The following is a 20,037-nucleotide window of genomic DNA, read 5'->3' on the forward strand; positions in this document are numbered from 1 at the left end:
GAGAGAAGTGGCTGCAACCACTTCCCTCCGCACCGGCTGCACTGGACTTAAACCGTTCCCAGCCGATGGACAGATTCTATCGAATCCCATCGGTTAAGGGTATCACTTGATTGATGGAGGCCAACATGGCTCACATACGCATTCGCCCTAATGGGCGTATTCAGTTCGATATTCACATCTTTGGTGTGCGCTTTCGTGAAGGCACGAAGATGCTAGCAACCCCGAAGAACCTCAACAAAGCCAAAGCGACGTTAAAGCGCATCAATGCGGAAATCGCGCTTGGCACCTTTGAGTACCGTGACTACTTTCCAGACAGTAAAAAAGTGAAACGCTTTGAGGAGTTGCAACGCGCCAAACACCCCGACCGCTTGTATCCGTATTTCGATGATTTCGCGACCCAGTGGTATCAGCGCCAACTGTCCAAATGGAAAAACAGCTACAAAGGCACAGTACGAAATAATCTAGAGCGTTATTTGGTTCCTGAATTTGGGAATACCTTGGTCAATGAAGTTACCCTCTCGCAAGTGGAATTCTTTCGTCAGTCGTTGATGGAAGACTTAAAACCTGATGGCAGCAGACGCCTGACCAACAAGCGCATCAATAATATTCTCTGGCCACTGGTTGCCATCGTCAGTTTGGCATCCGATGAGTTTAAATTTGAGTACCCGCTGCGTCGCTACAAATCGCTCAAAGAAGAAAAAGCCAACTCCAAGCCATTAACGGTTGAGGAAGTAAAACGCTTCTTAGATGCCGTCGATACCAAGTGGCGAGACTACTTTATTCTTCGCTTTTGGACCGGAATGAGAAGTTGTGAGGTGCATGCGCTCAGATGGGAGCAGATCGATTTTGAGCATCGCTTGATTCGCATCCGCTACAACTATGTCAATGGCGAATTGTGTGATGTAAAAACCCCCAAATCAAGACGCGACTTGAAGATGTGCAACACCTTGTTTGAAGCGTTGAAACGTCTTCACTCAAAGGAGAGTAGCGCGGAAGATTTTGTGTTTATCAGTGAAAAAGGACGCCCCCTTGATACGCATGGGGTCAGCACCAAGTTGTGGTATCCGACGCTGAAGAAAGCCGGGCTTGTTAAGAGACGTGCTTATGAGACTCGCCATACGGCGGCGGTGCTTCATATCGCGGCGCTTGAAAATCCATTGTATATTTCGCAGATGCTGGGGCACAGTGACACAAGACTTCTGTTTGATGTGTACGCGCCCTATGTCGCCAATGCTTCAGGGCAAGATGGCAAAGCCTTTGATACCTTGATGAATGGGCTTATCCCGTGAAGACGCCTTGTCCTAAAACTGAAAGTGTTTAGATAATCCATCGCTAGCAGGGCGCAACTGCGGTTCGTAGTCTTTAGAACCGCATAATAGGCTTCGTGCATAGTCAGGAGAAAACCAATACTCCTGACTATGCTATGTTCCTCACGGCGTAACAAGGATCACGGAGGAGCACCACAATAGAGCGTACAATTGCCTTCACAATGCCAAACACTATCTGTCTCCATCGTTTGGCAATACTTTAATGAGCGAGATTATTCTTTCGCAGGTGGCGTTCTTTCTTCAGTCTTTAATGAAAGACTTAAAACCCGATGGCAGCAGACGCCTGACAAACAAGCGCATCAATAATATTCTCTATCCACTGGTGACCATCGTGAGTTTGGCATCAGATGATGCTTAGTTTGAATATCCGCTTCATCGCTATAAGGCGCTTAAAGAAGATAAGCAAAATGAAAGACCTGACCGTTTTGGTTTGGAAGCTTCAAACCAAATATTGAGTAGCAGCCCCATAGTGAGTCAGTTAACATCGTTCTGGTTTCGGTCACAGAAACAGTTTATTTTTGGACCCTGGGGCTAACTCGTCATCATGCCACTCATAAATCACTGACACAAAAACAATAGTCCTTAGTAACTAGGAAGATGAAATGGAATCCACTACTTTCAACATGCTCTATGACTCTCCCATCGGCAAGATGATCATAATCAGCAATGGCGAAGCGATTATTGAAATAGACCATGTAAACACCGAACTTGAAATTACAGAAAATCCCGATGAGCTATGCCTTAAAGCCTCTCACCAACTAGACGAGTACTTTGCCGGTGACCGCAGAAGCTTTGACTTGCCACTACAATCAAAACAAGGCACTGAGTTTCAGCGCAAGGCGTGGACCGCTTTAACAACTATCCCTTATGGAGAAACCATCAGCTATGGTGAGCAAGCAAAAAGAATGGATAACCCAAAAGCCGTAAGGGCGGTCGGTGGTGCTAACGGTAAAAATCCATTTAGCATTGTCGTTCCGTGCCATAGAGTCATTGGCGCAAATGGAACATTAACCGGCTACACCGGTGGTATGAATCGCAAAGAGTGGTTACTGAACTTCGAGAGCTCCGTATTAAAACAGCACAAATAAGCTTTTTGTTTTAAGATTCCCAATATGGGTAGTATGTATCAAACACGCCTTCCTCTTTACGCGGACAGTGATGTTTTTGAATGACTCAATCACATCACCACCTACGTTAAGCCCTAATAAACTACAACCCAATTACTCATACACCACTTCGTCCAAGTAACGAAGATACGCATTTCTTAAACGTATGGAGTTATTCTCAAAGTAATTCTGGTTGAGCCTTGCTCTGTTAAAGTATTGTCTGTCTAGGTTGTGGTAATTGTTGGCCGTTTGCCCTAATCCCGTGTTTAGCTGATTGTGTGTTTCACCCACGCGGGTTTGCACACCAAAGTTCCATTCGCTAACTCCGCGTACGGTTAAGTAATCCGGATTCATACCACGCCATACGGTGAAGGGTATTGATACGTTTAAGGTGACAAATTGTTCTGATTCACTGTTCAGATACGAGGCATCCAAACGCGTGTCGCCTAGCCAGTGGCTTGTTGTGGCTCGAACACCCTGGTCGCCGCCCCAAAACTCACCGCCTTCCACTTGCATCTGCCAGTTCCACTGTGCAACAGATAAGCGATAATGGGCTAATAAAGGCGTACGAGCATCAATATCAATACTGTCTTTAGCTTCAAAGTAACCGACTTCAAAACCTACATTGTGCATACCGCTTTGGCTGTACCACTGCGTTTCATTTTGACCACCGTAATAGTCACTGCGAACCAAACCCGCACTGAACAAGGTCATGGTATCCAGAGGTAAACGGAAGGCTTGGTGCACCAAAGCACGGTCGATTCCGTTTTCTAGTGCATCATCTTCATAGACACCATCATCATAATCGTCACTGTTAGCGATAGGCAGGACGTGTCTCACGTCGATCGCGCCCCCTTTCCAAAGTGGCGTGTACAGGTTCGTACCCAAACCAACGGAGTAATCAAACACACCGTATTCTGTAGCGACGGCGTAATTCATGACGGGTGAGAAAATAAGCTCACTGTAGGCAAACCCGTCGTTGGTGGTTTCATAACGCCAAGCGGTTTGTTCCATTTTGGAGGGTAGATCATGGCTGACAAATTGCGTCTCACCACACTCTCCACCATGTTGAAGAAAATCTCTGTAACAGTTGAGTTCCGTGTTAATGGCCAGCATCGGGATCTTATTTTGAACCAAGATCAACTCTACTTTTTGTGCGTTGTTCGCAGCACCAGGCAGTTCAGAGAACACGCCCTCGCCTGCGTGAGCCGAAATGATGCCTAGTGCAACACCCACCCCATCGAGCGTATTGTGTTGGTAACGTTTGTTTTCCAGAGCAACGACCAAGGTATCAAGATTTGAACCAACACGAATATTAACAAACCCTTCTTGCTCAAGTTTGCCAATCAACTGAGTCAGACTGCTTGCCTCGTTTTTAGCCAACTGTGCATCTATTTGTGATTGAGAGTCTGGCTTTATGTCAGAGTATTTTTTACGGGTGAAGGTATCACCAAAGAAGGGAACCGAAGCACTGACGCCCCACAAAGTTTGATCTTGATTATCGTGCCCTGAATACAGTTGATACTGCGCGGCAACTTGCGCCCCGTAGGGCAACATATCTCTTGGGGTCATCAAACGTACTGTTGCATTGAATTCTTGCGCGTCGTACTCCCCAGCCAATTGCACAAAATCAAAAGGTTGCCATTCAGCACCGCCAAACGGACCATCAAGTATGCCTAGACTCAGATCGGATTGACCGTAACCCCCACTTAGACGCAAGTTGAATGCTTCAATTTCTGTATCGGCAACCACAAAGTACGCATCAAAGTTACTCGCAGCCCCCCCAATATCTTGGGCTCCAAAGGCAAGGTTGAATCCAGTAAGATCTTCTAGATAAGGAAGTTGAAATTTTGCCGAAGCGGAAAGATCACGTATGCCGCAATCTGACTCGAAGTAGATATTGCAGTTATACGTTTGAGTCACGATTCGACCACCCACTTCCAGATGAGGAAGGACGCCGGCATTCACATACCAACTGTCAAGTTCTGCAATGCTGCCACGATAAGGTACGCCTTGACCAAACGAAGCGGCGCCTCTACCCGTTGCTAGGGTTTGTGCGTTGGGTGTAAATATCAGGCCACTAAAGCCTTGCTGGGAAGGAAGAATGTCCACACTGGCTATTGATGCGCCACTGTGGATAAGAAACGAGCACGCAATCAAGCGTCGTAAAGTGAATTTGTACAAAAGAACATCCGTATTCTAACTGCAACTACTATAAAACCACCATAACCAATTGATAATGTTAAAACAATGTACTTTTCGTTAAAAGTATCCATAATCCAAGAAGTTGTGCTCACTACCACCTTTAATAACTGTTCTAATTGAAACATTAGTAACTTGATGTGCATTGCTAACTGCCCCTCTTAGTAGCATGAACCAACAACGCCAAAGACAATCCTGTAGATACGCACTGGATAAGCAAAAAGATTTGGTATCCAACCCTTAAAAAAGCAGGGCTAGCCAAACGTCGTGCGTATGACACACGACATACTGCTGCGGTTCTTCACAGCGCGGTACTCGGGAACCCACTGTACATATCTCAAATGTTAGGACACAACGATACACGTCTACTGTTTGATGTATATGCGCCCTATGTAGGTAATGCTTCAAGGCAAGATGGCAAAGCTTTTGATAATTTAATGAACAAAAGCATCCCATAACAAAAAACGCCTTCTAGTTAAGAACTAGAAGGCGTTTTGATTCACTAAAAAGCTATTCTAAAAACCGCAGTGGCTCGTTAAGCTTAGCTTCAACAGCAACCGGTTAACGCACTCACATCTTAACTAAGCCACTGGCTCTTTATGGGTCGAGTGTTTACCTAGCTCTTTTGCTTGCTTATCTTTCGAGTACACTTTCTCAAAGCAGTAATTAGTCGCTTCAATGTAACCTTCTACGCTGCCGCAATCAAAACGCTTGCCTTTAAACTTATACGCCAGTACACAGCCTGATTGAGCTTGTTTTAACAAGGCATCGGTAATTTGGATTTCTCCGCCTTTTCCAGGTTCGGTGTTTTCGATCAGCTCAAAAATATCAGGCGTTAGAATATAACGACCAATAATGGCAAGATTACTAGGCGCAGTGCCTTGTTCTGGCTTTTCTACCATGTCATCAACACGAATGATGTTATCTTTAATCATCTCACCTTTGATAACACCGTATTTATGGGTTTCGTCTTCAGGTACTTCTTGAACCGCAACGATAGAACAGCGGAATTGTTTATAAAGTGCGGCCATTTGGCTTAGCACGCCTTCCTGTTCATTCACACAAAGATCATCAGCCAAAACCACAGCAAAAGGTTTATCACCAACAAGCTCACGTCCAGTAAGAATCGCATGCCCCAAGCCTTTCATTTCACGTTGACGAATATAAGTGAAATCTGCCGAGTCTATGGTGTGTCTAATGTTGTCTAGCAACTCTTCTTTGTTGGTACCCTGAATTTGGTGCTCTAGTTCGTAGTTCTTATCAAAGTGGTCCATCAATGAGTGCTTACCACGGCCAGTGACGATGCACATACTAGTCATACCCGCTTCAATTGCTTCTTCAACGCCGTATTCAATAAGAGGCTTATTTACAACGGGCATCATTTCTTTAGGCATGGATTTTGTTGCAGGTAAAAACCGGGTGCCGTAGCCAGCGGCAGGAAATAGACAATGTTTAATCATTTTTATTCTCAATATCTATCAATATAAGTAGAGGGATACAAAAATGAGCCGTCACTTAATCAGCGTATTACGTGACGGCCCAGTTTAAGCTTTATTTATTATAAAACTCGCGATACCACTGAACGAATTCAGCAACCCCAGCCTTGACGGTTACTTGAGGCTTATAGCCCGTAACTTCAAACAAGTCTTGGGTGTCTGCATAGGTTTGATACACATCGCCTGGTTGCATTTCACGGAAGTTCTTTTTCGCTTCAATGCCCAGTTCATCTTCAATCGCTTTCACAAAGTCCATCAAGTTAATTGGAGAGCCGTGACCAATGTTGTATACCGAATAAGGAGCAGAACTGGTTGCAGGAGAGCCCTCCTCCACTGTCCAATCACTTTGGCGAGCAGGTACAACATCAGCAATACGCACGATACCTTCAACGATATCATCAACGTGGGTGAAATCACGCCACATATCACCATTATTGTTTATATCGATAGTATCACCATCAAGTATCTTCTTAGTGAAGATAAACGGCGCCATGTCAGGACGACCCCATGAGCCATACACTGTAAAGAAGCGCAATCCGGTGGTTGGGATGTCGTATAAATGAGAGTAGCTATGCGCCATCAACTCATTTGACTTCTTAGTCGCAGCATACAGTGACACAGGGTGATCCACTGAATCAGCTGTTGAGAATGGCGTTTTAGCATTAAGTCCATATACCGAGCTTGAGGAAGCGTAGACAAGATGCTTCACCTTGTTGTGACGACACCCTTCAAGAATATTCAAATGCCCTACTAGGTTTGAGTCTGCGTAAGCATGAGGGTTCTCAATCGAATACCTAACACCTGCTTGCGCCGCTAAATGTATCACTTGGTCAAACTGCTCGGTTTCGAATAGTTTTGCTACAGCTTCGCGATCGGCAATATCAAGCTCTACTAAATTGAAGTTCGAGTGCTTAATTCGCTCTAAACGGGCAAATTTAAGGTTTACATCGTAGTAGTCGTTGATATTGTCCACACCAACAACCGAATAACCTTTTGCAGTCAGTTGCTCTACCACAGCACTACCAATAAAGCCTGCAGCACCCGTGACTAAATATTTCATATAAACCTCTTAATCCGAACCAAATAGATCGCGTGTATAAACTTTACTTTCCACATCTGACAATTCTTCTACCATGCGGTTAGACACGATCACATCCGACATTGCTTTAAACTCTTCAAGATCTTTAATGACGGCAGAGTGAAAGAACTCTGCTTCATCAAGAACAGGCTCATACACGACTACTTCAACACCTTTTGCTTTAAGTCGCTTCATGATGCCCTGAATCGAAGACGCGCGGAAATTATCCGAACCGGCTTTCATAATCAGACGATAGATACCAATGCGCTGTGGATTGCGCTTAAGGATAGAGTCAGCTACAAAGTCTTTACGCGTGGTGTTGGCATCCACAATGGCACCAATAATATTGTTTGGCACTTCCGCATAGTTTGCGCGAAGCTGTTTGGTATCCTTAGGTAAGCAGTAACCGCCGTAACCAAACGATGGGTTGTTATAATGGTTGCCAATGCGCGGATCTAATCCCACGCCTCCGATAATTTGGCGAGCATCCAGACCGTGTGCTTCAGCGTAAGAATCTAGCTCGTTAAAGTACGCGACACGAAGCGCAAGATAGGTGTTAGAGAACAGTTTTACCGCTTCCGCTTCAGTAGAGTCGGTAAACAGCACCTCGATATTGTCTTTTAGTGCACCTTCCACCAATAAATTAGCAAAAACTTCAGCGCGCTCGGAGCGCTCACCAACGATAATACGAGAAGGGTGCAGATTGTCATACAGTGCACGTCCTTCACGCAAAAACTCAGGAGAGAAGATAAGGTTTTCACATCCCAGTTCTTGCTTAATACGTGCGGTATAGCCCACAGGTACCGTAGATTTAATCACCATCACTGCCGACGGGTTAATTTGCATGACTTGCTTAATCACTGCTTCTACTGATGAAGTATTAAAATAATTAGTTTCTACGTCGTAGTCCGTAGGTGTTGCAATCACGACGTAATCAGCATCTCGATAGGCCAGTTCTGCATTGAGTGTTGCAGTAAAATGAAGTGGCTTGTTCGCCAAAAAATCTTCAATTTCAGTATCGACTATCGGTGATTGTTTGCTGTTGAGTAATCTAACTTTCTCTTCGATGATATCAACGGCAACAACTTCATGATGCTGCGCAAGCAACATCGCATTAGACAGACCCACATAGCCCGTACCTGCAATAGCAATTTTCATAGTATTCTCGTATAAATTAAAGCTTTGGAATGAGTTTTACACTGGAACCCAAAGAGGAAAAATGAGGGTTTAAAAGTGTCAAATTGAGCCTATTTAAACAAGCCCATCCTGTACACAGCGTCTCTTTACGCCTTTTCTTCAACCACAGATGGCTCTATTTTCTTCCACTTTCGAACAATCTTTGCCATTTTAAATGAATGCGTCATCCAGTAGGTGTGAAACAGGAAACATCCTACAATGGTGTAGAACATGATGTATTCAGGAACATTAAAATATTCGCCTAGTAAGCCAACAGTGGAATAACTCACCTGTACTAAACAAATCAACACTAAAGATTCTCTAGGACTAAAGCCTATACGCTGCATTATGTGGTGGAAGTGTTCACGGTCGGGATGAAAGGGGGAATGGCCTTTTCGAATACGTCGAATCATGATTGCCATCATATCAATCAAAGGAACTGCAATTAACCATAATGCCGTTACAGGGCGAATCACATAGTCACCGGCTTGACCTTGGCTTCCGCCAATTAGCACCCAAATCACAATAAAGCCTATCATCATACTACCGGCATCGCCCATGAACACTTTGCGCACCTTGCCAAAATACCCTAAGTTAAACAGCACAAACGGGACCAAGATAACTACAAGTACTGCAGCAAAGTAACTCATTTGATATAAGTCATGCGTGTAAAAAATCACTCCCAATGAAGTAAATACAACAATAGTCAGCCCGCCTAATAGTCCATCGATACCATCTACCATATTAAAGGCATTGATCGCTCCTATCACCGCAAACAACGTAACTACCACGTCCACATATGGAGGAAACGCCCAAACGCCAAAGCCTAACGCATTGCCGATGTGTGTCAAGGTCATGTCGGTATAATGAATCATCACCAAAGTGAGCACAGCTTGAATGCCCATGCGCAATTTGAAGCTAATATCGAAACGGTCGTCCGCAACGCCAATTAAAACCAATACCGTTAAACACCCAGCAACCAATTCTGGATACATCAAGTGACCTGCATTCACGTATATAAAGTAGAGCACGGAAATGCAAATGGAGATACCACCAACCAAAGGCACGCTCCCAGAATGAAGCTTTCGTGCATTGGGTTTATCAACCAAGCCTATCGCGTACCCTACCTTCCGCATACAGTAGAGCACAGCAAGCGACAAGAAAAAGAACATCGATAGCTCGATCACGTAATCAAAAAATGACATAGAGTTTTGCCTATTAAAATTATTAAAGCCAACTGAATTAAAATATTATTGTGATGAAGGGATTAAGAGCCCTTCAAAAGGTATGTTTGGAACTGAAATTTAACAGATAAAAATAGCTAGGATTAGTTGGAATTCAAAACTCCCAATATACACTTATTGTTAAACTGGTCTTGTCATCAGTTTTCTAGCGAACTGACATTCTACCGATGGACAAAATCTGGATACGAACCGAATACGGCAAGTAATACATACAAAAGGTTAGATAAGCCTATGAATTACCGTGGAATAAATATCACTACAGCCCAGTAACTCCCACAGACATATCATTGAATAAAGAAGAACGTGTTAATAGCGATTGTTAACTATCGGACTTACAGTTGAGTAATGAACACTAAAGTAATCAGCGATCTGTTATAACGTATAACCTCCGCTTGCATAAGCCGTTTCTATCGCTTCATTACGCGTTGATGAATCCGAATCGTATTCGACTAATGTTTTTGGTGTGCCTCGTCGCTGTTTGAGAGGCACTCCCTAAAGTCTTCAAGCAACTCATTTTGCAATAATTGATATTTCGCTATGAATGCTTCGTTACCAAGACTTGATGACTCGGGTTAGGCCAAGCAGCAACTTCAACGCCTTGCGCCACAAATGTTTTATAGCACTCAATCGCTGTGTGTCTGTCATCAGAAAATTGCAGCAACAACGCATCGGTTGATAACCAGTGTGGAAAAATGGTTCGACCTATCATCGAATGCCAACTTGACCATAACCGCTCATCAGGTGAATTAACCAGTTTTGCTCGCACTGGAGATATCGGAATAACTCGAGAAGGAGGGTCTCTTTGTCACCCAATATCGATGTGTAACGTCTTTGAAAGAGATATCCTACGCGCTAGTGCTTGCGATTCATCCGCTGAGTAAACACACCATTTAATTGATGCATCCCTTTACTGGATTAGTATCGTGTGTTTCCTGGGAATGATTACTCATCACGCAATAGGCATATATCACCCCGTTCACACACTTCGTCAGAACGGTTAAGAACAGGGTAAAATCGTCGTCCTCTAAGAAAATCCAGTTACTTTCATTACCACGAGCCGTTCCATGATATAAAAAGCCAGAAACTCTAATCTTAATTGTCTATTCATTGTACCCAAACAAAACAGTGAATAAGAAATATTTACTATCGTTTTATCTAAGCCAAAACTTGCAACCAATTAATCTATTCCTCGCCCCTATTCTCAACATCCCATACTCTAAATCATCCCCTGCAAGGTGAAAGACAGACTCACTATGGTTATGTCTTGAACAACACATTATTCGTCATGAATAAGAACTAACGTAAGAGATTGGAGGAAATATGTACGCTATCAATGCTGTTCCAAGCCTCTGAAGAAGCGCTTAGTAGGCCGTTATCAAAGTAGTTTCCTTTGCGCGATAAGCTTTACTTTATCTGATAACTCCATAAAGTCTGACGGTACTTTCGGCTACTATAATGCGTTCCTATTTTTCAAAAAGTAATAAATTTCACGTGCTATATACCTCTTTAAGCACCGTATCGCTACCATTTTTGATAGCTCATCTGCGATCCGTTTTTCTAAATCTCGGATTTAAATCTGTTCTGGCGTTAACGATGAGGCCTTTGGAGTGGTGCCTATCCGCTCATGTTTGAGTTGCCTTACACGCTTGTCCATGGGCGGTTTGCTCACATTCATCGCTTTAGTAGCTTAATCAGCTGAGTACACCTGTTCAACAACTAGTTTCGTTACTTCAAGTTTAAATCCTGGGTTGAAAATTCTAATAGTACATTTTAACATAGTTCCAGCTGTCGTATACAAGGCGCACTTTAACACCTCTAATCAGTTGGACAAATTAACTATGCCACTATAGATAAATAACCAGCATAAGCTAATCTAAATGAAGAAAATTAATAATAGGGGATTTTAATACAATAATGGGGATATTATAGCAACCTAAACCAACACCTAAAAATACTAGGGTTGATAATGTATCTTTCTCCACTTTGATATAATCGCCTCACTACTATATTTACCAGCATTCTTTGTTACATTATCAGAAAGTAGTAATCTAAGGCTTTCATTATCACAGAAAGCGGCGAGTGCTAAACTTAGATGATCGACTCCACTTTCTTCCGACGATTGCTCTATCAAAATACCATTTTGACAAATTAACAATCCATTGATAGCACCTTGAAAGTAGCTTCCACCATTAAGGTACTCTCTAGCTCCTGTACTGAAATCAGTACAAATAACTGGCAGGGCGAATTTACTTGATTCCAAAAAGGTCAATGGAAAACCCTCATAATCTGAAGCCATAACTAATGCTGAACTTTTACCGTAGAACTCAATAGGGTCCTTGTGACCGTGAAAAAGTATACGATCCTCCATACCTAGTGACTGAACCAAGTTGACCAAATTTTCGAGTTCTGGCCCATCACCCACTATATCTAAACAAGAATCAGCACTATTTTCCTTAAGGAACGATGAAAAAGCTTTTATGATTAGATCTACGTTCTTTAGTGTGACAAGACGGCCTACGAATAGGAATCTAATCTCAGAACACAATGAGGTTTTTTTAAAATCTTTTAAGTCAATCTTTCTTGTTAAATTTGGTATGAAAGTCGTTTCTTTATCAAACAACTGGTCTAAAATAATCTTCTGTTCATTGCTCACACAAACGATCACTTCAAACTTGCGTATACAAGCGACGACAAGTTTTGCGTACAAGTGTCTAGAACCAGTACTATCGCATAAATAATGTTTCAAGTTCGTATGGACCCAAGATACAAACTTAATGTCATTACCAAAAATAATACTATACAAAAATCCAAATATAGATGGCAGAAAGTGATTACAAATAATTGTCTTTTTTCTCTGATCATGACATGCTTTATTCAGCTTTTTCAATTTTTTCAGCACACCAAAGAACGCTAGAGGTAATGATAAGATGAATTTCAACTTATTACCTGAAAAGTCAATATAGTCATCAAGAAATATTACTTCATTAGAATCTATTAATTCAGAATTTTCATACAGCTCCAATGCTGCATTATTCGAGCCACCAACATCTTTCCTCTCCGAAAATATAATTAACATCTACGATAAACCCTACATTTTATAAAATTTGTAACTTTAACTTCAACCAAATTGTGCACTATGTATGATAACAAACAGACGAGGATTAATGTTATTATTATCGAGACGTAGATGGATACATAGGTGGATAAGTGAATTATCAATGAATAACCTATATTTTGGTGCAACAAATAGAGAGGGTAGGATATTTTACCAAAAAAGGAAAAAACAGATACCATTACATTTCGGGGCGTCGAAACCCTCGATAACAAACTATATTGAAAAAGAAAAAATATAACAAAAACAAAAATTGATTCACTAATTTTAAAAGTAAAAAAAATCAAGAGCATCGGAAACAAAACCGGAAATATACTCCTATACCTTTGACTATATTCACTCCCTACTCCCAATAAAAACAAACTTGCGTAACCATGAAGTGTCAAAATATTCAGCACTCCATTACTATCAAAAAAGTTAAATTTCATTGATATAGTTACTAAAGAAACCGCAAATAATGTCACGTACAAATACTTAAGGGAGCCAACCATTAACAAAACAGCAATAATAAAATAAAAGAAAAGTTCGACTTGTAAAGTCCAATATACTCCATCGACATCAGGTACCTGAATTAAGTGATGGAACATTAACAAGTTCAGAACAAACTCATTAAACGACACCTCTCTACCTGGTAAACCTAAGAACCCAACTAAAAGAAAAGTAATTGTTACGCACACCCAATATGTTGGATAAAGTCTGATGAATCTGTTTATTGCAAAATTAATAGTAGATCTATTTATGCTGCTTCTATATATCAGATAACCACTAATAATAAAAAACAAATGAACACCTAAGTAAAGGTTATTAGTGATTATATTTGACGCTTGTGATCCATATAATTCATCAAAGCGTGTAAAATAATGATATAGCACGACTGACAAGGCGGCTATCCCTCTAAAACAGTCTAAATAAATAAGTCTATTTTTAAACAAAACTAATCCTTCAATACCAAATCTTCATGGTTTTCGAACGCGGACAAAAGCGCCAATGCATACCCCATATAAAAGTAAAAGTAATGCGCAAACACTCTTGCGTTGATAAATCCAATAAGAATAAACGGCATTACAACAAACAGAAACAAATACCTGTTCTTTGACGATATTAAGAGGATAAAACATACGAAAATAGATGTTCCGGCAACACCGCCAAAAAAAACTAATGTGAAATAATGTGTATGGCCAACAAAGCCGCTAAATCTATTAAATATTAACTCTGGATTTCCAAAAGTATTACCCAATATAAGTGTAGGAAAGTCTATATGCGAGACGTAAACTATCGTATTGTTAAGAATCTCAAATTTACTTTCAAAACTAAAATCACTCCTTAATAACTCTAGCGCATGAAACAACCCTAATGCAAATACAAAGGAGGAAATAAACAGAGAAATAACCTTGCTATATAAAGAACTATTTAAATACAAAAACAATAGAACAATCACACCAGCTAGTATTATAGATGCACGTGACAAAGACAATACACAGAACGTTACTAAAAGAGCTGTAAACATATAAAACTCTTTACGAGACACCAGTTGTGGTAAAATCTGCCTGCAATATAGGACTAACCCAAGTAAAAATAAACTATGGAGTCCCACACCATTAGAATTAAGGTACATTAAGCTACTAGATTTATATGGGTAGAACGAATCAGACATATCTACACTGTCTAAATCAGACGCTACTGCTTGCCCTAATGTATATGGATGCGTAAATCGATAGAACGCTTCATAACTAAAAGCCAAAATTGAAACAAACAGTAATATACGAAAGTACTTGCTATGAATTTCTCTACTCGTATTGCTAAATATTATATAGGCTATAGCGAAATTGAGTATATTCAAAATTTCTAAGCTAGAACCTAATCCATTAAACAAAAGATTAGGAATAAAGAAATAACCGAATAGAACTAATGAAAGTAACACTGGAATAAAGTCTATTCTTTTATTGATATTCATTAACATTCCAATAGCGGAAATCGCTATCAGAATAAAATATGGTTTACCAATACCGGGCAGTACAATATATGCACCAGAAGATAAAGCGGCTGCGACTAAGATCGCATTATTTACAGCGCTTGAATTGTTCGAGCTATACATTTTCTAATAAACATTTTTGTTATAAAAATTCCATCCATGTCTTTGGATAAAACTAGTCCCTTAAATATCTTTTTAATTATTTCTAGTTTTTCCAAAAGACTTGTTTGCGAACCATTTTGATGGCCATCACATAAATAGTTGAAGAATTCTACCTCCTCATCTGATAAGTTAGGTACGTAGTATTGGATTAAAATAGTACGAGCCTCTCTCGCAAATAATATTTGGTCCTTTCGACGTTTACTTGTCACATTATCATTGGACACTCTATATTTCAGTAAAACTTCATCAGTGTTAGCCATTTTTGCATTATTAATGGCTAAATCCACCCAAAGTCTATAGTCTTGTGCCACGCTATAAGAAGAATTGTAACTTTGATCTTCCAGTATTTCACTTCTGATTATTACACTTGGATGAACAAAACTAGGCTCAAATACCAGTTTAGATTTGATCTTTTTATCATCTAGTGGGTGAGTAATCAAACCCGAACGTTCACCAATTACTTGCACGTAGGAACCCAAGACATCTATATCCGGGTTAGCTTCCATTATTCCGAATAGCTTTTCAAATCTCCCCAATATACATATATCATCACTATCCATTCTAACTATATATTTCGCATCACAATAAGATATTGCTATATTCAACGCAGTTGCAAGCCCGCTATTCTTGGTTTTTATAATTTTCCAGCTTTCTTCACTACAATATGCGCTAGCTATTTCGTAAGACGAATCCGTGGATCCATCATCTATTATCACTACTTGAGTAGAAATAGTATCAACAATTGAATTTCTTATACTATCCAAACTTTCGACTAAGTATTTTTCATCGTTGTAAATACTCAGAATAATCGCCAAATTATACTTAGACATATTCCTTTGGGTTCCTCTCTGAAAGGTCGTACAAAACACTCATTGCATCTTCTGAGTTATCACTAGCTACGGTTCGACTATCCGCCTCATTTACATTTTTATTTTCTATAGCAACTTTTTTTTCAGCTCTCTTTAACAACCACTCATACTCAATATCAAAGTGTCCGATATCAATAGCGTGAATACCTTTTTTTGCTAAGTCATAAGCCAACACTGTGGCTGTAGGTCCCAAAGCTATGAGCACAAGGTCAAAATCTACCGAGTACTCGAGAGTTTTTTCCAGAACCAAAGTGTAATCATCAAACGCGTTTTTATTTCTACAAATAATTCGCTCAACAGACTGGCAATCCTTAAACAAATCGTTACCGACTCCCAAACGGGTACCATTACCTTCAACTACTAGAACACGCTTATCTTTCCAAATATCAAAAGCTTCATTTAATAGCTGATCGAGATTATGTCTTAAATATGATGGTGTAGACATATAAAATCTAGTGAAATTTGCATCACCAAATTTGCAATTCCTCTTCACATCATATAGTTTGCGTAGTAATTCTTTATTTTTCCCTACACAGTATATCCAAAAAATCTTGTTTTTAAATTTATAATCTTTCAGAGAAGAAAATGAGCCCGGGATGCAACAAATATGACCAACCTCATTTGATAATAATACCTCTTGTAGCCTTTCTGCTAACTTTTTGTTTTTTTCTTGAAAGCCTATACTTCCACCATTCATAATTAAGAATTCGCCATCTCCAAATCTAGATATGCTCCTGCTTTTACTTAGAATAATTGTTTCTTTCTTCGTCAAAATATTAAGTTGATATTTTAATTTAAAAATAATGTAACTTAAAGTAAAGCTAAAAAGCCTAGTCATCTTGTGCACGGTTATTTCCTTTTATGACTTCCATTAAGAAGTCTCTATGTACAGGTTTAAAAAATAAATAGATAAAATTTGCAATAAAATAACTAAAAACAGTAGTTGCCGCAGCCGCAACTAACCCATAGATTGGGATAAACACCACACCAAGTAATACATTGAATAGTGCAGCAGTAGCTGTTTTTTCCAACTCACATTTAAAGTCACCAATTAATATAAGATATCTTCCGGTTAAAGGGCCAAGATAAACAAATGGAATGGCAAACACTAGGATTAAACTGATTTCAAATCCTGAAGAGTACTCATCAGAAAAAATAATAAAGAATACTTTCTCACCAAGTAGGTAGATTGAAAATATTATTACAGTAGATAGTATTAGCAAGGAACATACCAATTTTCTGAACAAAGATATAAAAGCCCTGTAGTCATGATTGTAACTGAAAGACAATTTACTGAAATACACACTAATGATTAACGTGCCAACAAAATAAAAGGGAGTTACAACTTTCATTGCGGCAGAATAAACTCCTACTTCTTGTGAACCAAAGTAATGGTCTATTAATAATATATCCATCTGAGTGAATAATCCGACTACCACTGTACTAAGAATCAGCGGTGATACTTTCTTGGCTAATACCAAAGTTGATAGTGTTGGTCTTATTTTATAGTTATGCTTTGTGCTTTTACCAAACGTAAATAAAGAAAATGCGCTTCTAATAATTTGTTCTAAAAGATATGTAAATGCGATAAGTTCGACGCTATGTCCGTATAATACTAATGCCACACGTATAGTACTAATGATTAGCAAGTTAACAATTTCAAATTTAGCTGATAGTCCAACCTTACCTGTGCCTTCAAAAAAATCTTGATACACGTTTAGCGAAAATACAACTTTAGAGAACGCAATAAAGGCCAAGAGAAGTAATTGGTCGTATTTATTTTGAACAGTATAGATGACTGTTAATAGAATAATAAAAAATATACTTCCTATCACTCTTATTGAAAATATATCATCTAAGCGCTTAACCAATAACCTTGACGTGGTAGTCGTAGCAACAGTTTTTGCGATAAAGGTGCCTAACCCAAAAGTAGTGAGGAACCCAAGTACTGTAGTAAGACTAATAGCGTAGGCGATTTGACCTTGACTTTCTGGTCCGAGATAATTAATAACGTATATTCCAACTGAAAGGTTAGATATTATAGTTATTAACTTTAATAGTAGTTGCCAGAATACTTGCTTAAACATTATCGGTGATACTTATACAGATATTTTAATACGAATTCAGGAGCACAATGAAATGGAATACGCAAGAAAACAAGTATTAGGTTTTTAAACGAAACTTGCTTAGACTGAACCATATATTTCAATCTTATAAGTAATTCTGATTTGGCTTTCCCAAAACTAATACGCCTACCGATAGTTGACTCACTCAATCTATAGTCTAATAGAACTTGGGGGATGTTAGCAAACCGAAAACCCTTGGATAAGAGGTCTAGCCAAAGCGCCATGTCCTCAGTCATTAATGTGTTAATAGGGTACCTAATATTATTGTTAAACACCGTGGCTCTGAACATAACTGTTGGGTGAACAAAAGGACACCTTACAACACTAAATGACCGTAGCTCCTCATGTACTAGTGGCAACTTTTTCACGTCTAAACTATATGAAGATCCGAATTCTTTACAGTAAGTCCCGACTACATCAATATCATGGTTGGTCTCTAGAAAATTTACCTGTTCCGATATTCGATTCTCTCTGGATAAGTCATCTGAATCCATTCTTGCTATATAGTCATGTGAACCTTTTTCAATAATATAGTCAATTAGAGTGTTCAATCCTTGGGCCAGACCTACATTTTCTTTATTGTATATAATCGTTACATATTTCTTTACTTCTAGTTCATTTAAATATAAAAGTACATCGCTATCAATATCACCATCTACAAAAATAAACAATTCACAAAACTTATAATCTTGATTCAGAACACTTTTCATTGCTGGCTTAATATATTCTATCAAGTCGCCCTTGTATACACTGCAAATAACTGCTACTTTTTTCATAATTAGTTTCTTATTTATGTTTGTCTTTTTCTTTTAATTGTCATTATTACTTAAATACCCAATAATGTTCTTGAGTAAGATTTTGTATATCTTTTTACAGAAATACATACAACCAGACTGGATAGCAATGTCAATATTAATACAGACCAGTATGATATTAATATATGGTCAGGTAGATATCTCTCGAAGATAAAATTGTATATAACTATAAAGTAATAATGAATAAAAAAGATTCCAAATGAATACTTAGCCAATATATCTAGGGATTTAAATTCTTTTTTTGACTTTTCAAAACTCATCAAAACAGTTAGAAAGAAAAAAATTGTGAAAATCTTTTGAATTTCACTGAAGTTAATTAGGCTTTCTGGGTACTCAACTTTAAAATACACAAAAATAATAGATGGGAGAAAGGAAATACAAGCGATCAATCTCGAATGTAAAAATATCCATTTCTCGTTTCTTTTACAAAATATCCCTAGCATCCATATACCAAGGTAGTGAATGAAGTTACTGTAACCCCAATCTCCTCTTGTAGTTAATACAGTAACAAACAGTGATATAAACAGTACTGGATGAAAATATTTACTCTCAGAGATCATTTTAATAAATGGGGACATAACAAAAAAGCAGATTATCATTGGAATAAACCAAAGAGGATAATTTACTGCACCACCTTTCAAATAATGCCAAATAAATCCGTTTTCTTGAAAAGGACTTAAAATATTAACTTTAAAATCTGAACTTGAATAATCTATGCTATGTATTCCAACAGAAGCCAAAAACATAATACCAATTAAAGTAGACGTAATAATGACTATATATGGTGTTACTACGTTCTTTAATTTCACAATAAGGTATTTTCTAAACTCGTACCTATCGATAAGGTGCCAAAAAAGATATGCTGCTATAAATATGAATAAAGCAGTCCCATTTTGAAAGTATGCTTGCCAATAATGGAAATAATTATTAGTCATTAAATTATTTATCGGCATGTGTGTGAGGACAACAAATAGTATAGCAATACCCCGAAACCAATTTATTGAGTGTAAAAAGTTGCTTTTCATTATTTAGTTAATACCTTTGTTATATTTTATATCGAATTATTGATAGTCTTAGTACTATATTAATTCTGACTCTCAGTATATTTTAATAGTCTTCTTAAAGTAGGTGAATACTACTAGTTCGCCTCTATTTTCCAATCCAGAAACTCATAGTAATATAATTTCATTATCACCGTGTACACATTGGAACTATGTTAGACCAATATATTATTTATACTTCGGGTTTAACGAACGATTTTACGTACCGATTCTTAGCCCACTTAGATAAAACTGAGACACTTTTCATTCATTTTGAGACAGTACATTGCGGATAATCCCTTGTAAAACCT

The 20,037-nt window shown here is 38.9% G+C and carries 16 protein-coding genes and 2 pseudogenes; 4 read left to right on the top strand and 14 right to left on the bottom strand.

Going from position 1 to position 20,037, the window contains the following annotated elements:
- Nucleotides 1–125 precede the first annotated feature (125 nt).
- The 3 genes from D5I41_RS01760 to D5I41_RS01765 all read left to right on the top strand — a co-directional run bounded on the left by D5I41_RS01760 (nucleotide 126) and on the right by D5I41_RS01765 (nucleotide 2,416).
- Complete coding sequence (locus D5I41_RS01760) at nucleotides 126–1,289, top strand: tyrosine-type recombinase/integrase (protein WP_119008211.1); 1,164 nt, start codon at nucleotides 126–128, stop codon at nucleotides 1,287–1,289.
- A gap of 241 nt (nucleotides 1,290–1,530) precedes the next feature.
- Nucleotides 1,531–1,686 carry a hypothetical protein gene (locus D5I41_RS21170; protein WP_162892771.1) on the top strand — a complete coding sequence of 52 codons (156 nt, stop codon included), beginning with the start codon at nucleotides 1,531–1,533 and terminating at the stop codon, nucleotides 1,684–1,686.
- Nucleotides 1,687–1,930: 244 nt separating this feature from the next.
- Nucleotides 1,931–2,416: a methylated-DNA--[protein]-cysteine S-methyltransferase gene (locus D5I41_RS01765; protein WP_119008212.1), complete on the top strand. Its 486-nt coding sequence runs from the start codon at nucleotides 1,931–1,933 to the stop codon at nucleotides 2,414–2,416.
- Between the two features lie 132 nt (nucleotides 2,417–2,548).
- Here the strand turns inward: D5I41_RS01765 and D5I41_RS01770 are convergent, their stop codons facing one another.
- Complete coding sequence (locus tag D5I41_RS01770) at nucleotides 2,549–4,618, bottom strand: YjbH domain-containing protein (RefSeq protein ID WP_119008213.1); 2,070 nt, start codon at nucleotides 4,616–4,618, stop codon at nucleotides 2,549–2,551.
- Nucleotides 4,619–4,830: 212 nt separating this feature from the next.
- Between D5I41_RS01770 and D5I41_RS21360 the strand changes: the two are divergent.
- A pseudogene (locus D5I41_RS21360) lies at nucleotides 4,831–5,094 on the top strand (site-specific integrase); the annotation flags it as partial.
- Nucleotides 5,095–5,217: 123 nt separating this feature from the next.
- Here D5I41_RS21360 and galU read toward each other — a convergent pair.
- The 13 genes and pseudogenes from galU to D5I41_RS21565 all read right to left on the bottom strand — a co-directional run bounded on the left by galU (nucleotide 5,218) and on the right by D5I41_RS21565 (nucleotide 19,711).
- Nucleotides 5,218–6,096, bottom strand: coding sequence for a UTP--glucose-1-phosphate uridylyltransferase GalU (gene galU / locus D5I41_RS01780; RefSeq protein WP_119008214.1), 879 nt, complete (start codon nucleotides 6,094–6,096; stop codon nucleotides 5,218–5,220).
- 91 nt (nucleotides 6,097–6,187) lie between these two features.
- The gene (locus D5I41_RS01785) at nucleotides 6,188–7,192 is read right to left on the bottom strand and encodes an NAD-dependent epimerase (RefSeq protein WP_119008215.1); all 1,005 of its coding nucleotides are present in this window, start codon (nucleotides 7,190–7,192) and stop codon (nucleotides 6,188–6,190) included.
- A gap of 9 nt (nucleotides 7,193–7,201) precedes the next feature.
- Nucleotides 7,202–8,368, bottom strand: coding sequence for a nucleotide sugar dehydrogenase (locus D5I41_RS01790; protein ID WP_119008216.1), 1,167 nt, complete (start codon nucleotides 8,366–8,368; stop codon nucleotides 7,202–7,204).
- A gap of 125 nt (nucleotides 8,369–8,493) precedes the next feature.
- Nucleotides 8,494–9,591: a UDP-N-acetylglucosamine--undecaprenyl-phosphate N-acetylglucosaminephosphotransferase gene (gene wecA, locus D5I41_RS01795; RefSeq protein ID WP_119008217.1), complete on the bottom strand. Its 1,098-nt coding sequence runs from the start codon at nucleotides 9,589–9,591 to the stop codon at nucleotides 8,494–8,496.
- Nucleotides 9,592–10,969: 1,378 nt separating this feature from the next.
- Nucleotides 10,970–11,094: pseudogene (locus tag D5I41_RS21615) on the bottom strand (IS3 family transposase); the annotation flags it as partial.
- Nucleotides 11,095–11,584: 490 nt separating this feature from the next.
- Nucleotides 11,585–12,706, bottom strand: a complete 1,122-nt coding sequence (locus tag D5I41_RS01805; RefSeq protein ID WP_119008218.1) for a glycosyltransferase — start codon at nucleotides 12,704–12,706, stop codon at nucleotides 11,585–11,587.
- Nucleotides 12,700–13,674 (bottom strand): acyltransferase family protein, encoded by a 975-nt coding sequence (locus tag D5I41_RS21560; protein ID WP_162892772.1) that lies wholly within the window; start codon nucleotides 13,672–13,674, stop codon nucleotides 12,700–12,702. The genes D5I41_RS01805 and D5I41_RS21560 overlap by 7 nt, the downstream gene beginning before the upstream one ends.
- Nucleotides 13,675–13,676: 2 nt before the next feature.
- Nucleotides 13,677–14,696 (bottom strand): hypothetical protein, encoded by a 1,020-nt coding sequence (locus tag D5I41_RS01815; protein ID WP_147094855.1) that lies wholly within the window; start codon nucleotides 14,694–14,696, stop codon nucleotides 13,677–13,679.
- A 110-nt stretch (nucleotides 14,697–14,806) separates the two neighbouring features.
- Nucleotides 14,807–15,706 (bottom strand): glycosyltransferase, encoded by a 900-nt coding sequence (locus tag D5I41_RS01820; RefSeq protein WP_119008221.1) that lies wholly within the window; start codon nucleotides 15,704–15,706, stop codon nucleotides 14,807–14,809.
- A complete protein-coding gene (locus tag D5I41_RS01825; protein WP_119008222.1) occupies nucleotides 15,699–16,583 on the bottom strand; it encodes a GT-D fold domain-containing glycosyltransferase in 885 nt (294 codons plus the stop codon). The genes D5I41_RS01820 and D5I41_RS01825 overlap by 8 nt, the downstream gene beginning before the upstream one ends.
- A complete protein-coding gene (locus D5I41_RS01830) occupies nucleotides 16,576–17,832 on the bottom strand; it encodes a flippase (protein ID WP_119008223.1) in 1,257 nt (418 codons plus the stop codon). Before D5I41_RS01830 ends, D5I41_RS01825 begins: the two co-directional genes overlap by 8 nt.
- On the bottom strand, nucleotides 17,832–18,647 hold the full coding sequence (locus D5I41_RS01835) for a glycosyltransferase (RefSeq protein ID WP_119008224.1): 816 nt from the start codon (nucleotides 18,645–18,647) through the stop codon (nucleotides 17,832–17,834). The genes D5I41_RS01830 and D5I41_RS01835 overlap by 1 nt, the downstream gene beginning before the upstream one ends.
- A 50-nt stretch (nucleotides 18,648–18,697) precedes the next feature.
- Nucleotides 18,698–19,711, bottom strand: a complete 1,014-nt coding sequence (locus D5I41_RS21565) for an acyltransferase family protein (protein ID WP_119008225.1) — start codon at nucleotides 19,709–19,711, stop codon at nucleotides 18,698–18,700.
- Nucleotides 19,712–20,037: the final 326 nt, after the last annotated feature.

The sequence above is a fragment of the Vibrio superstes genome, from assembly GCF_003569005.1.
Classification (GTDB): domain Bacteria; phylum Pseudomonadota; class Gammaproteobacteria; order Enterobacterales; family Vibrionaceae; genus Vibrio; species Vibrio superstes.